Consider the following 14186-nt stretch of genomic DNA (forward strand, 5'->3'; position numbering starts at 1 on the left):
GCCACGCGCGAATTGATCGCGCCGAAACCGACGAAGACGATGCGAAGCCGCGGTTGCAATGCTATCCCTTCGCCGGACGGCCCGGATTCGCATGGCCGCAGGACTTGCAGCGCTGGTTGTCAGGATCGCCATAATAGGCCTCGAAAACCGGGGGCATGTCGCGCTCGAGAATCTCGATCGACACCGTGCGCTCGAACAGGACGTTGTTGCATCTCTCGCAATACCAGCGATGGGTATCCATCATGCCGTTCTTGCGGATACGCTCGACGATCAGGCCGACGGTCTCGGGTCCGCGCATCGGCGCATGCGGAACATCGGCGGGCAGGAGATAGATCGAGCCTTCGGGCAGCACCACGTCATGTGGCTTGCCCTCATGCTGGATGCGCACGGTCACCGTGCCCTTGAGCTGGAAGAAGAATTCCTCGGTCGGGTTGACGTGATAGTCGGTGCGGGCGTTGGGTCCGCCGACGACCGTCACCATGAAGTCTTGTTCGCGGAAAATCGTCCTTGCGCCAATCGGCGGCTTCAGCTTGTCGGGATTCTCAGCGATCCACTTCATCAGGTTGAATGCAGCGGGCTTTTGCGTCTGTTCGGCCTGCAAGGCGGCGGATTGTGCCATGGGCGCTCCTTAAACGGGGTGTTGCTCCGGCTCCCGCAAACGATTTTCGTCGTATTGCTATTCATTCAACAAGACGACAAAATGTTATTTGTTGATACCAAACAGCAATAAATCCATTCAGCGCCTCACCACGCTGGCGATGGCGCTGCGGGTCTGCTTGCGCAATGTCCGCGCAAAGCCCTCCGCCGCGGGCGACAGCGAGCGGCCGTCCGGCTGAATGAGATAGATATTGCGGGCCACCTGCGGCTCGACCAGGGGCCGGGACACGACGTTCCGGCCATGCGCGAACGACCATGCATAGGCCGGCAGAACGCTCGCGCCGAGACCGGCCTCGGCCAGCATCACCGCGGTGGTGATCTGCGACACTTCGTAAAGCGGCCTGCCGGGATCGTGGCCGGCCTGCACCAGCGTGCCCTCGGTCAGGGTGCGGATCGAGGAGTCGCGGGTCAGCATGATCAGCTTGTGGTCGCGCAGATCGGCCCATTTCACCCGCCGCTTGTTCGCAAGCGGGGAGGCAGGGGCGAAGAACACCGCAAGCGCATCCTGGGCCAGCACCTCGCGGCGGATGCCGTCGGCGCGTTCGTCGAAGGTGCCGATGGCGAGATCGGCCTCGCCCGCGCGGAGCCGGTCGAGAATCTGGTCGTTGCGGACATCGACGATGCCGACATCGATGCCCGGAAAGGCCGCGTTGAAGTCCGCGATCGCCGCCGGCACGATCATGGCTGCAAGGAGAGGCGGCGCCGCGACCACGATGCGGCCGCGCTTCTTGTCGGAGAGATCGCGGGCGTCGCGGACCGCGCGCTCGAGATCGGCGAGCAGCTTGTCGGCCGATTGCAGGAATTCGCGGCCGGCGCCGGTCAGTTCCACCCGCCTTGTGGTGCGGTCCAAAAGCCGGAGATTCAGTTCGCGCTCCAGTTCGCGGATCGACAGCGACAAGGCCGGTTGCGCGACATTCAGACGCTCGGCGGCGCGGGTGAAGGAGCCGAATGCGGCGACGGTGCGGAAAGCCTGAAGCTGGCGCAGGGTGATATTCATAAGTGAATTATATCAATAGATATAACAATGTCATCTTGTCCAATGAATGTCGGAGCCGGAAAGTGGTCGCGGATGACCCGCAAAGCGGGCGCATGACCGTTTTCGCCGGATGGATCGCACGCGGAATGGATCGGACGCGGGATCAGGTATTGCGGACGCACTGGACCGGCCGGCCGCTGCACCGTTTCGAGGATGTCCGTCTGGTCACGGGGCAGGGCCGGTTCGTCGACGACCTCTGTCTGCCGGACATGCTCCACGTCGAGTTCGCGCGCAGCAATCATGCGCGCGGGCTGATCGTGGATCTCGGCATTGCGCAGGCCGCGGCGTTGCCGGGCGTTGCCGCCGTGCTGACCGGTGCGACGCTCGGCCCGCTTGGGCAGGCGGCGGTCAATCGCGTGCTGCCGGACATGCGGCTCCTGCCGTTCACGGTGCTGCCGGTGTCCGAGATCGAGGCGGTCGGCCAGCCGGTCGCCGCGGTTGTGGCGGCGTCGGCGTCGATTGCGGCGGATGCCGTGGCGCTGATCGGGGCCGAGATCGAGCCTTTGCCGCTGCTGGAGGACGCGGAGCCGGTCTATCGCCATGAATACAAGGCGGGCGATGTCGGCATGGCTTTCGCGAATGCCGCGCATGTGGTGAGCGTGACTCTCGACTGTCAGCGCCTTGCGCCGGCCGCCCTCGAACCGCGTGCGGCGATGGCGTCCTGGGACGAGCATGCGCAACTGCTGCATGTCTTCCTCTCGACCCAGACGCCGCATCGCGCGCGAAGCGATATCGCCGCCATTCTCGGTCTTCCCGAAGAACGCATCCGCGTCACAGCGCCCGATGTCGGCGGCGCGTTCGGCGGCAAGGCGTCACTTTATCCGGAGGACGCGCTGGTGGCGCTTGCCGCCATCAGGCTGAAGCGGCCGGTCAAGTGGCGCGGCTCGCGCAGCGACGATTTTCTCGCCGCGTCGCAGGGGCGGGGCGGCACGCTTCACGGCGAACTCGCTGTCGATGCTGACGGTACGTTCCTCGGTCTGCGGGCGCGGCTCGATTATCCCCTTGGGCATTGGCTGCCCTACAGCGCTGCAATGCCCGGCAAGAATGCGGCGCGCTGCCTGCCCGGCCCCTATGTCTGCAACCATGTCGACATCGTGCTTGAGGGCCGCGCCGCGAACACCGCAGCGGTCGGCATCTATCGTGGCGCGGGCCGCCCGGAAGCGGCGATGCTGATGGAGCGGCTCACCGACAAGGCCGCCTTCGCTCTTGGTCTCGATCCGGCGGAAATTCGCCGCCGCAATCTCATTCCCGCCGATGCCTTCCCGTACCGCATGGCGACGGGGTCGGTGCTCGATTCCGGCGACTATCCGCGGCTTCTTGAGAAAGCCACGGAAATGGCCGGATACGACGATGCGCTGCGCGAACGCGATGCGCGCCGTGCACGGGGCGAAATTTGCGGCGTCGGCGTTGCGGTTTACACCGAGCCCTGCGGCCATGGCTGGGAAAGCGCGGAGGTCCGGATCGATCCGGACGGGAGCATCGTTGCAGCCACCGGTTCGAGCGCGCAGGGGCAGGGACGCGTGACCGCCTATGCCCAGATCGTCGCCGATGTGCTGCGGACGCAGCCAGATCGCGTGGCCATCGCGCATGGCGACACGGCAACCTGTCCTCCAGGCATCGGCGCGCTGGCGAGCCGGTCGACCCCGATCGGCGGCAGCGCGCTGCTGCGCGCGGCCGAGCAATTCCGCGAGAAAGCGCGGCTCTGCGCGGCGCGGCTGTTGCAGGCCGAGCCCGATCATCTTGCCCTGACCGAGAGCGGGTTCGAGACCGCAATCCCTGTGCGTCGCACGTTGAGCTGGTGCGACCTCGCCCGCATGGCGCAGACCGACGCGGAGATTGCCGCAGAATTCGGCGCAGGCCTCCGCACGCATTGCGTCTACGAGGCGGAAGGCGAAGCCTGGTCGAGCGGCTGCGTGATCGCGCAGGTTGCCATCGACCGCGACACCGGCGTGCTCTCGGTAGAACGCATTGTCTGGATCGACGACGCCGGAACCATCGTGAACCCGCTGCTGGCCGAAGGACAGTTGATCGGCGGGCTGGCGCAGGGGCTCGGCGAGGCCACGCTCGAACGCATCGTTTACGATGCGGACGGGCAGCTCGTGACCGCAAGCTTCATGGACTATGCTATACCGCGCGCGGCCCATATTCCCGGACTGGTGCTCGGCAAAATCGAGACGCCGAGCCCGTTCAACGCGATCGGGGCCAAGGGCATCGGCGAGGCCGGCTGCGTCGGCGTCCCGGCCGCCATCGTGAATGCTGCGGTGGATGCGCTGCGGCCATTCGGGGTCACCCATCTCAACATGCCGCTGACCGGCGAGAAGCTGTGGTCGGCAATGCAAAACGGACCGGCGCAAGAAGGAACGAAGCGATGAAATACGGCAGGAAGGACGCGAAGGCCTATTCCCGCGAACACATGAAAGGCGTCTGGGCCGCGGCGCTGACGCCGTTCACGGACGACCACAAGATCGACGAGAAGGGGCTGTCGTCAAATCTCGCGCATTGGCACAACGATCTCGGCATCGACGGCGTGTTCATCGCCGGCAAGCAGGGCGAGTTCTTCTCGATGTCGGTCCCGGAGCGCAAACGCACCTTCGAGATTGCGGTCGATGCCGCTAAGAAGCACGGGTTCCAGACCATCATGTCCTGTTCCGACCAGAACATGGACGTTGTGATCGATCTTGCCAAACACGCCGAAGCGATCGGCGCCGATTACATCGTGGTTCACGCGCCGGTGCTGCACTTTTTCAAGGCGCAGGACGAGACGCTGTACGAATATTACAGATATATCGGCGAGCAGGTGAATATCGGCATCGCGATGTGGAGCCATCCGGATTCCGGCTATCTGATGAGCCCGGAATTGTGCGCGCGGATCGCGGAACTGCCGACCGTGGTTGCGATCAAGTATTCGGTGCCGCGCGAGATGTATGCGAAACTCACGAAGCTTGCCGGCGACAAAATCCTCGTCTCGACCGCCTCGGAAGAGGAATGGCTCGACAATATCCTGGAGCTTAACTGGCGGCTCTATCTGTGCTCGAACCCGCCCTATCTGTTCCAGACCGCGGCCGACAAGCGCATTCGCGAATACACCGACCTCGCCTTCAAGGGCGATGCTGCGGGCGCCCGCAAGATCCGCGACAGCCTCAATCCGGTGCGCGAGGCCTTCAAGAAGACCCGGCCGGCGGAAAAGCCGCACGCCCATGCAAAATACTGGCAGTCGCTGCTCGGTCAGGCGGCGGGTCCGGTTCGGCGTCCGATGCTGGAGCTGACGGATGCCGAGAAGTCCGCGATTCGTGCTGCGCTCGCGGGCTGTGGCTTGAAACTTGCTAATCCGGCTAATGAGGCGAGGTCATCGGCGGCGTGAGCGCGAGGGAAGACTTGCAGGACACAAATTGCATCCATGTCACCGGGCTCCCGCCTTGGCATCGCAGAGGCCTCGCTCATGCGCGTTCCGTCGCAGGTTGCTTGACGCTCGCGCGGGGTCGGACACAATCGCCGTAACTTTCGTTTTTGCCGGTTGCCGCGTCGGTATCGGCAGCTTCGGTCACCACAGGAGGGTATCGTGAAGTTAGTCAAATTGGGCGCTGGACTGGCATTGTCGGCTTTGCTCGCGACGAGCGCGGTTGCGCAGCAGCCGGTGAAGATCGGGTTCATCACCACGCTGTCCGGACCGGCCGGATATCTCGGCGCCGATTCCCGCGATGCGTTCAATCTCGCGGTCGAGATGGAAGGCGGCAAACTCGGTGGCGTACCGGTGCAGGTGGTGGTGGAAGACGACGGCCTCAAGCCTGGCCAGGGCAAGCAGATCGCCGACCGCATGCTGAAGACCGACGGCATCAAGCTGTTCACCGGCATCATCTTCTCCAACGTGCTCGGCGCGACCGCCCCGGACGTTTTGGATGCCGGCGGCATTTACGTCAGCAACAATGCCGGGCCGTCAAATTTCGCCGGCAAGGATTGCCACAAGAACTATTTCGTCGTGTCCTGGCAGAACGACACCCTCCACGAAAGCGCCGGCCAGAACGCGACCAATCTCGGCTACAAGAAGGCCTTTATTCTCGCCCCGAACTATCCGGCAGGTAAGGACGCGCTCGCCGGCTTCAAGCGCTATTTCAAGGGCGAGATCGTCGGCGAGATCTTCACGCGCCTCGACCAGACCGATTTCGCACCGGAAATGGCGCAGATCCGCGCGGCCAAGCCCGACATGGTGTTCCACTTCCATCCGGGGGGCCTCGGCATCACCTTCGCGCGGCAGTATCAGCAGGCCGGCCTGCTCGGCACCATCCCGCTGGTTGTGGCTGCGCCATCGGTCGATGCGACCATCGTGAAGGCGCTGGGCGACGCCGCGATCGGCACCAACGGCTCGACGCACTGGAACACCGACTTCGACAATCCGGCGAACAAGAAGTTCATGGAGGCCTGGTCGAAGAAATATCCGGGCCGGCTGCCGACCTATTATGCCGGCCAGGCCTACGACACCGCACTGGCGATCGGTGCCGCGCTGAAAGCGGTCAACGGCGACCTGAAGGACACCGAGAAATTCCGTCAGGCGATGCTGAAGGCGGATTTCGAAGCGGTTCGCGGCAAGTTCAAGTTCGGTCCGAACCAGCATCCGATCCAGGACTGGGTCGCGACCCGCGTCGAGAAGGGGCCGGACGGGGCGCCGATCATCAAGACCATCGGCAAGGTCTTTACCGACAAGGGCGATTTCTACTCCAAGGATTGCAAGCTGTAAGCATTGCGGATCGTTGGCCGGGAGGCGTTACGCCTCCCGGTTTTCGTGCGGGGTGAGGGGACGAACGATATGACGTGTTGTCCGTTATGACGCTGGCACTCGAACAGCTTCTCAACGGCTTTCAGTTCGGCATCATGCTGTTCCTGATGGCGGCGGGCCTGACGCTGATCTTCGGCATCATGAACGTCATCAATCTTGCGCATGGCTGCCTCTACATGATCGGGGCCTATGGTGCGGCGCTGGTGGCGGCGCGCACCGGCTCGTTCCTCCTCGCCGTGCCGGCGGGTCTGCTGTCGGCTGCGATCGCCGGCCTGATCATCGAATTCGTGGTGATCCGCAAACTCTACGACCGCGACCACCTGCAGCAGGTGCTGGCGACCTTCGGCCTGATCCTGTTCATCAACGAAGGCACGACCATGCTGTTCGGCCGAACGCCGCTCTTCGTCGGCATGCCGTCGTTTCTCTCAGGCTCGGTCGAAATCATCCCCGGCATTCCCTATCCGACCTACCGCATCGCCATCATGGTGGTGGGCTTGCTGGTGGCGCTCGGGCTTTATCTTCTGGTCAACAAGACGCGGATCGGCATGCTGGTGCGCGCAGGCTCGACGCATCGCGAGATGGTGCGTGCGCTCGGCGTCGATATCCGGCTGCTCTACACGGTGGTGTTCGGACTTGGCGCGCTGCTGGCAGGGCTTGCGGGCCTGATGGCCGGTCCGCTGCTCGCGGTGCAGGTCGGCATGGGCGAGCAGATCCTGATCCTGACATTTGTCGTGGTGGTGATCGGGGGGCTGGGCTCGATCCGCGGTGCCTTTTACGGCGCGCTGATCGTCGGCGTCACCGATACGATGCTGCGCGCGTTCCTGCCGGGCCTGCTCAAGACCTTCATGACCGCATCGGAAGCTGATGCGCTGGGCGCCGGGCTCTCGTCGATGGGCATTTATCTGGTCATGGCGCTGGTGCTCCTGATCCGGCCGCAGGGGCTATTCCATGCTCAAGGTTGACGAGAAATATGCCGCGCTCGCCGACGCGCCGCCGCAGCGCAGCTGGTGGCCGGTCGTCGGCACCATCGTCTTTATCCTTTGCGCGGCGGCGTTCCCGGCCTTCGCCAACGCCGTCGGCGATCCGTCGCTGATCGGGCTCGCGATCCGCATCACGATCTATGCCATCGCGGCTGCGAGCCTGAATCTCATCCTCGGCTATGGCGGCATGGTCTCGTTCGGGCATGCGGCCTATTTCGGCATCGGCGGCTATGTGGTCGGCATCCTCTATCATCACTTCGTCGACGGCGATCCGTTCCTCGGCTTTGTCCCCGGCACCAACCAGTTCCTGATCACGATCCCGGCCGCGATCCTGGTCAGCGGGCTGTTTGCGCTGGTGCTCGGCGCGCTTTCGCTGCGCACCACGGGCGTGCCCTTCATCATGATCACGCTCGCCTTCGCGCAGATGCTGTTCTTTCTGTTCCTGGCGCTGAAGGCCTATGGCGGCGACGACGGCCTGATCGTGCGGCGGCGCAATGTGCTGTTCGACATCAACATGGCCGACGACACCAATTTCTACTATCTCACGGTCGCGATTGCGGTGATCTACTTCATCGGCTTCGCCCGGCTGGTACGTTCGCCCTTCGGGCTGGTGCTCGGCGGCATCCGCCAGAGCGAGCGCCGCATGGCCGCCATCGGGGTCTCGACCTATCAGTACAAGCTCACCGCCTTCGTCATCGCAGGGATGGGCGCGGGGCTCGCCGGCGCCCTGATGGCCAATTATTCGAAATTCGTCTCGCCCGATATGCTGCACTGGACCAAGTCCGGCGACCTGATGATCATGATCATCATCGGCGGCACCGGCACGCTGTTTGGACCTGCGCTCGGCGCGGCGGTGCTGATCGGGCTCGAAACCTTCCTGACCTCATGGACCGAACACTGGAAATTCTTCCTTGGACCGATCCTGATCGTCATCGTATTGTTCTCGACCGGCGGTTTGGCCTCGCTGTTCTCGGGCTGGAGCCGCAAACGTGAGTGAGCCGCTTCTCAAGGTCGACGGCCTGACCAAGCGGTTCGGCGGTCTGGTCGCCACCAACAACCTCTCGCTCGATGTCGTCGAGGGTGAATTGCACGCGCTGATCGGGCCCAATGGCGCAGGCAAGACCACGTTCATCTCGCAGATCGCCGGCGAACTGCATCAGGATTCCGGCACCATCCATTTCGACGGCACCGAGATATCCGAATGGAAGACGCCGGCCCGCGTCCAGCACGGTCTCGCGCGTTCGTTTCAGATCACGCAATTGCTGCCGGATTATACGACGCTCGACAATGTCGCGCTGGCGGTGCAGGCGCGGCACGGCCATTCCTACCAGTTCTTCGTCGATGCACGGACCCGGACCGATATCCGCGAGGAGGCGCGCACCCATCTCGGCCGCGTCGGTCTCGGCAGCCGCGCCGATATCGTGGTGTCCGAACTGTCGCATGGCGAGCAGAAGCAGCTCGAACTCGCGATTGCGCTGGCGACAAGACCACGGATGATGCTGTTGGACGAGCCGATGGCGGGGCTCGGCACCGCCGAATGCGCGCGCATGATCGATCTGCTGAAAGTGCTGAAGACCGAAGTCACGATCCTGCTGGTCGAGCACGACATGGACGCGGTGTTTGCGCTCGCCGACCGCATCTCGGTCTTGGTCAACGGCGAGCGGATCGCGACCGGCTCGGCCGAGGAAATCCGCGGCAATGAGGCGGTGCGTGTCGCCTATCTCGGCGAGGGCGACGCATGATGCTCAAGGTCGAAAAGCTTGAGGCGCGCTACGGCCGCAGCCAGGTGCTGTTCGATATCGATCTCGCGGTCGGCGAGGGCGAGATCGTGACGCTGCTCGGCCGCAACGGCATGGGCAAGACCACGACGATCCGCTCGATCATGGGGCTGACGCCGCCCGCCGGCGGCAAGGTGGAATTCGCAGGGCAATCGGTCGCCGGCCGCGCGCCGGAAGTCATCGCGCGCGGCGGCATCGGCCTTGTGCCGGAGGGCCGGCAGGTGTTTCCGCTGCTCACGGTGTTCGAGAATCTGGTCGCGACCGCCGCCAACCGGCTGAAGCGCGCCAATCCCTGGACGCTGGAGGACGTCTTCAAGCTGTTTCCGCGGCTGGAGGAGCGGCGCAATCAATTCGCGCGCACGCTGTCGGGCGGCGAGCAGCAGATGCTGGCAGTCGGCCGCGCGCTGATGACCAATCCGCAGCTTCTGATCCTCGACGAGGCGACCGAAGGGCTTGCGCCGGTGATCCGCGCCGAGATCTGGAATTGCATCGCTTTGCTGAAATCGCGCGGCCAGTCGATCCTGATCGTCGACAAGAATCTGTCGGTTCTGAAGCGGCTTGCCGACCGCCATTACGTAATCGAGAAGGGCCGCACGGTGTGGCGCGGCACCAGCGCCGATATGGATCGCGACGCCGATCTCGTGCACCGCTATGTGACGGTGTAGCACAAACGGCGCGCGCCTTATCTGATCCGGGCTGAATCTCTATCCGCTCGTCCCCGCGAAAGCGGGGACCCAGATTCTGGATTCCCGCTTGCGCGGGAATGGACAGGGTTCGTCGCTGCGCCACAGACCGACCCGATCATCACAATCGTCGGTCCATCGGGAAGCACGGCATCCGCAAGCGCGCCGATGCTTGCCGCAACCACCTCTTCGTCGGGCCTTGTCGCATTGGCGATGGCGAGCGCGGGCGTTGCCGGATCGAGGCCGGCCGCGAGCGCGCGATCGGTAAATTGCCGCAGCGTCTTCTTCGGCATGTAGACCACGGTGGTCGCGCCCGGGTCTGCGATGCTGCGCCAGTCGATATCGTCCGGCAGCGCGCCTTTCTCGCCATGGCCGGTGACATATTGCACGCGGCGCGCCGCGCTGCGGTGGGTCAGCGACAAGCCGAGCCGGCCCGCCGCGCCTTGCGCCGCAGTCACGCCCGGCACCACCTCGAACGCAATCCCGGCCTGGCGGCAGGCATCGATCTCCTCGCCCGCGCGTCCGAAAATCATCGGGTCGCCGCCTTTCAGGCGCACCACGCGGCGGCCGGATCTGGCGAGACCCACCATCAGCGCATTGATTTCGGATTGCTTGCAGGATGGACCATGCCCGGTCTTGCCGACCAGCATGCGCCTGGCTTCGCGCCTGGCGAAGTCGAGAACTTCCTTCGAAACCAGATCGTCGTAGAGGATCACGTCGGCCGATTGCAGCGCGCGCACCGCGCGCAGCGTCAGCAATTCCGGATCGCCGGGCCCGGCGCCGACCAGCGTCACCGAGCCTTGGTCCGCGGCGCCGGCTTGCGGTTTCGTCTCGTCCAGCAGCGCGTCGAAATCGGCGCGCGAGGGTTCGCCATTGGGGTTCTGCAATGCGGCGCGGGTGAATAGTTGCCAGAACAGACGCCGGCCGTTGAAGGACAGGTCGGTCTGTTTCAATGCGCTGCGCCAGTTGCGGGCGGCTTCCGCCCAGCGCGCAAAGCCCGCGGGCAGCATCGCCTCGATCCGCGAGCGGATCGCCTGCGCGAAGACCGGGGCTGCGCCATCGGTTGAGATGGCGACGACGAGCGGCGAGCGGTTGACGATGGCGCCGAACGAAAAGTCGCAATAGTCCGGCTTGTCGACCACATTGCTCGGCACGCCGGCAACTTGCGCAGCGCCTTGGAATTGCCGTGCCTCCGCGTCCGTTTCAAAGGCGCCGATGGCGAGCGCGCATCCATCGAGAACGCCGGCGGTCCAGTGCTCATGGTGCAGCTTGACCGAGCCTGCGGGCGGCGCCGCCGCCGCCACAGCCAGCATGTCCTCCGACATCTCGCCGGCATAGACCTCGACGTCTGCACCCGCGGCGGCGAGCAACTCCACCTTCCATGCCGCGGCAGCACTACCGCCGGCGACCAGGACGCGCTTGCCATGCAGGGCGAAGAAAACCGGCAAACGCGCCAGCGCTTCCATGCGCGGGGCTGCGCTCTCAACCGGTATGCGCGGGCTGTCGTGCATGCTGGTCATGATGAACCTTTGGTTGACCCGCCTGAACGACGATTTTCTTCAGTTCGGGCAGGCAGGAACCGCAATTGGTGCCACAGCGCAGTTGCTCGCCGAGGCCTGTGACGTCGGTCGCAGCACCGGTGACGAGCGCGTCGCGGATCGTATTGAGGCCGACGCCGAAACAGGCGCAGATGACGGGTCCGGCATCGGCGACGCCGTCGGCCGTCTGTCCCGACAGCAGCATGCGGCGCTGCCGTTCTTCCAGCCGTTCGGCCGCGAGCAGAGCCTTGGCGGCATCCCATTGCGGGCGCTGCGCGGCTGGACCGGCAAACAGGCAGAAGACAAGCTGTCCGTCCGCGAAGGCCGCGGCGCGGTAGGTCGAACGCGGCTCGTCGAGATACTCGGACAGCGGCAAAGCGCCGGCTTGCGCCCACGCAAAGGCCTGCCAGCTTTCCAGCCTATCGTTTGCCGCGAACAGGAAACCATGACCGCCGCTCGCAGCCGACTGCGCCCACCATGTGCCCTCAGGCAACGCCACCGGCCGCCGACTCAGGATGAACCCGGCGAAGCGATAATCGGCGCGTGCAATCGCGGCGGGCGTGGCCTTGGCTTCGGGCTGGCCGGACAACGGATCGGTGGCCGGTTTGACGAGTTCGCCGACGCGCGCCGACGAGGCGGTCGTGCCGCTCCAGTGAATCGGCACGAACAGCGACCCGCGCCGCTGGCCATCGCTGAGCCGGACCCGCATCACGCAGCGTCCATTGGGTGTTGCGATCCGCACCAGGCTGCCGTCGGCGAGACCCGCATGCAGGGCGTCGGCCGGATGGATTTCCACGAAGGGTTCGGGCAGATGCGCGGCGAGGCGCGGACTGAGCCCTGTGCGGGTCATGGTATGCCATTGATCGCGGATGCGGCCGGTATTGAGCACGAACGGAAAGGCGGCGTCGGTGTGCGATTGCAGGGCGGGCGGCTCCGGCGCGACGAAGCGTCCCTTGCGGTCCGGCGTGAAAAAGCCGCCATCGGCGAAGAAACGGGTTTCCGCGGCTGCGTCTTGCGACGGCTTTGGCCACTGAAACGGTGCAAGCGCATCGAATGCCGCGTTATCGAGTGCGGCGCAGGCGCCGATGTCGAAATCGCGGCTGCCGCCGTTTTCGAAGGCGGAGAGGGCGGCGTGCTCGCGGAAGATGTCGGCCGTGCTTTGGTAAGCGAATGCGTCGCCAAAGCCGAGCCGCTGCGCGACCTGCGCGACCATCCACCAGTCCGGCTTCGCTTCGCCCGGCAACGGCAGAAAGGCGCGCTGGCGCGAGATCCGGCGCTCGGAATTGGTCACCGTGCCGTCCTTCTCGCCCCAGGCAGCAGCGGGAAGCAAGATATGCGCGCCGCTGGTCACTGTGTCATTCGACAGTACATTGTCCGAGACCACGAATAAGTCGAGCTTCTGCAAAGCCGCGCGTACGCCCGCTGCATCGGGCAACGACACGGCGGGGTTGGTTGCCATCACCCACAGCGCCTTGATTTCGCCGCGCGCGATCGCCTCGAACATCTGCACGGCTTTCAGGCCCTCGCGCTGCGCCATGTTCGGCGCGCCCCAGAACCGGCCGACGCGGTCGATCTCGGCCGCAGAGAAGCCCATATGCGCGACAAGCTGGTTGGCGAGCCCGCCGACCTCGCGTCCGCCCATCGCATTGGGCTGGCCGGTGAGCGAGAACGGCCCCATGCCGGGTTTGCCGACGCGGCCGGTTGCAAGATGGCAATTGATAATGGCGTTGACCTTGTCGGTGCCCTGCGCCGACTGGTTTACCCCTTGCGAATAGCAGGTGACGGTGCGTTCGGTGATGCGGAACAGATCGAAGAATTGCACGATGTCGGTCGCGGTCAGGCCGGACTTTGCGGCAACCGCCTCAATACTTGGCGCAATCGCCCGGCAGCGCTCCAGCGTTGCTTCGAAACCGGATGTGTGCGCATCGACATAGGCGAAATCGAGCGCGTCGGTATCGGCAAGATAGACGAGAAGCCCCGCAAACAGAACCGAATCCATGCCGGGGGCAACAGATAGAAACAGGTCCGCTTCTTCTGCCGTGGCAGTGCGGCGCGGATCGATGACAACGAGCGTTGCGCCGCGGTCGCGCTTGTTCTTCATGATGCGCTGGAACAATACCGGATGGCACCACGCAGCATTCGATCCGACCAGAACGATGAGGTCGGCCTGATCGAGATCGGCATAGCAGCCGGGCACGGTATCGGCGCCGAAGGCGCGGCGGTGGCCCGCGACCGAGGACGCCATGCAGAGCCGCGAATTGGTGTCGACATTGGCGGTGCCGACGAAGCCCTTCATCAGCTTGTTGGCGACATAATAATCCTCGGTCAGCAATTGGCCGGAGAGATAGAAGGCGACCGCGTCCGGCCCATCGCTGTCGATGATGCGGCGGAATCCGTCGGCGATCTTGTCGAGCGCGGTGTCCCAATTGGTGCGGCCGAAAGTGCCGTCCGGCCGGCGCAGCATGGGATGCAAAAGACGGGTATCCAGCGCCAGCGTCTCGCCGAGCGCCGAACCCTTTGAGCAGAGCCTGCCGAAATTTGCCGGGTGCTCCGGGTCGCCGGAGATCGCGGCACCGCCGCGCCCGTCGGGTGAGGCCAGCACGCCGCAGCCAACGCCGCAATAGGGGCAGGTGGTACGGACGACCGGCGGGGTGTTGGAGGGGGCGTTCATTCAACCGCAACCGAAGCCTTGTTCTCCGCTCATTCCCGCGAAAGCGGGAATCCAGTCTTCCTGCATCCGGGT

11 protein-coding genes are annotated in these 14186 nt (G+C 64.7%); 7 read left to right on the forward strand and 4 right to left on the reverse strand.

Annotation, left to right across the window (positions count from 1 at the left end; genetic code table 11):
- Positions 1-61 precede the first annotated feature (61 nt).
- Positions 62-619, reverse strand: coding sequence for a 3-hydroxyanthranilate 3,4-dioxygenase (locus ACK41X_RS08645; RefSeq protein WP_409721401.1), 558 nt, complete (start codon positions 617-619; stop codon positions 62-64).
- A 117-nt stretch (positions 620-736) separates the two neighbouring features.
- The gene (locus ACK41X_RS08650; protein ID WP_409721403.1) at positions 737-1654 is read right to left on the reverse strand and encodes a LysR substrate-binding domain-containing protein; all 918 of its coding nucleotides are present in this window, start codon (positions 1652-1654) and stop codon (positions 737-739) included.
- A 125-nt stretch (positions 1655-1779) separates the two neighbouring features.
- Here ACK41X_RS08650 and ACK41X_RS08655 point away from each other — a divergent pair, with 125 nt between their 5' ends.
- The 7 genes from ACK41X_RS08655 to ACK41X_RS08685 all read left to right on the forward strand — a co-directional run bounded on the left by ACK41X_RS08655 (position 1780) and on the right by ACK41X_RS08685 (position 9887).
- Positions 1780-4065 carry a xanthine dehydrogenase family protein molybdopterin-binding subunit gene (locus ACK41X_RS08655; protein ID WP_409721406.1) on the forward strand — a complete coding sequence of 762 codons (2286 nt, stop codon included), beginning with the start codon at positions 1780-1782 and terminating at the stop codon, positions 4063-4065.
- Positions 4062-5054, forward strand: coding sequence for a dihydrodipicolinate synthase family protein (locus tag ACK41X_RS08660; protein ID WP_409721409.1), 993 nt, complete (start codon positions 4062-4064; stop codon positions 5052-5054). The genes ACK41X_RS08655 and ACK41X_RS08660 overlap by 4 nt, the downstream gene beginning before the upstream one ends.
- Positions 5055-5252: 198 nt before the next feature.
- Positions 5253-6425 (forward strand): ABC transporter substrate-binding protein, encoded by a 1173-nt coding sequence (locus tag ACK41X_RS08665; protein ID WP_409721412.1) that lies wholly within the window; start codon positions 5253-5255, stop codon positions 6423-6425.
- An 86-nt stretch (positions 6426-6511) separates the two neighbouring features.
- Positions 6512-7426 (forward strand): branched-chain amino acid ABC transporter permease, encoded by a 915-nt coding sequence (locus tag ACK41X_RS08670; RefSeq protein WP_409721487.1) that lies wholly within the window; start codon positions 6512-6514, stop codon positions 7424-7426.
- Positions 7413-8441 carry a branched-chain amino acid ABC transporter permease gene (locus ACK41X_RS08675; protein WP_409721415.1) on the forward strand — a complete coding sequence of 343 codons (1029 nt, stop codon included), beginning with the start codon at positions 7413-7415 and terminating at the stop codon, positions 8439-8441. The genes ACK41X_RS08670 and ACK41X_RS08675 overlap by 14 nt, the downstream gene beginning before the upstream one ends.
- The gene (locus ACK41X_RS08680) at positions 8434-9186 is read left to right on the forward strand and encodes an ABC transporter ATP-binding protein (protein WP_409721418.1); all 753 of its coding nucleotides are present in this window, start codon (positions 8434-8436) and stop codon (positions 9184-9186) included. The genes ACK41X_RS08675 and ACK41X_RS08680 overlap by 8 nt, the downstream gene beginning before the upstream one ends.
- Entirely contained in the window at positions 9186-9887 is a 702-nt protein-coding gene (locus tag ACK41X_RS08685; protein WP_409721490.1) for an ABC transporter ATP-binding protein, read from the forward strand. The genes ACK41X_RS08680 and ACK41X_RS08685 overlap by 1 nt, the downstream gene beginning before the upstream one ends.
- A 17-nt stretch (positions 9888-9904) precedes the next feature.
- On the opposite strand, the gene cysG is transcribed toward ACK41X_RS08685, so the two are convergent.
- Together cysG and ACK41X_RS08695 are read right to left on the reverse strand one after the other, a co-directional pair.
- Positions 9905-11425 carry a siroheme synthase CysG gene (cysG, locus tag ACK41X_RS08690; protein WP_409721420.1) on the reverse strand — a complete coding sequence of 507 codons (1521 nt, stop codon included), beginning with the start codon at positions 11423-11425 and terminating at the stop codon, positions 9905-9907.
- Positions 11388-14114 (reverse strand): molybdopterin-dependent oxidoreductase, encoded by a 2727-nt coding sequence (locus ACK41X_RS08695; protein ID WP_409721423.1) that lies wholly within the window; start codon positions 14112-14114, stop codon positions 11388-11390. Before ACK41X_RS08695 ends, cysG begins: the two co-directional genes overlap by 38 nt.
- Between the last annotated feature and the right edge of the window lie 72 nt (positions 14115-14186).

It is taken from the genome of Pseudorhodoplanes sp. (assembly GCF_046289595.1).
In the GTDB taxonomy this organism is placed as follows: domain Bacteria; phylum Pseudomonadota; class Alphaproteobacteria; order Rhizobiales; family Xanthobacteraceae; genus Pseudorhodoplanes.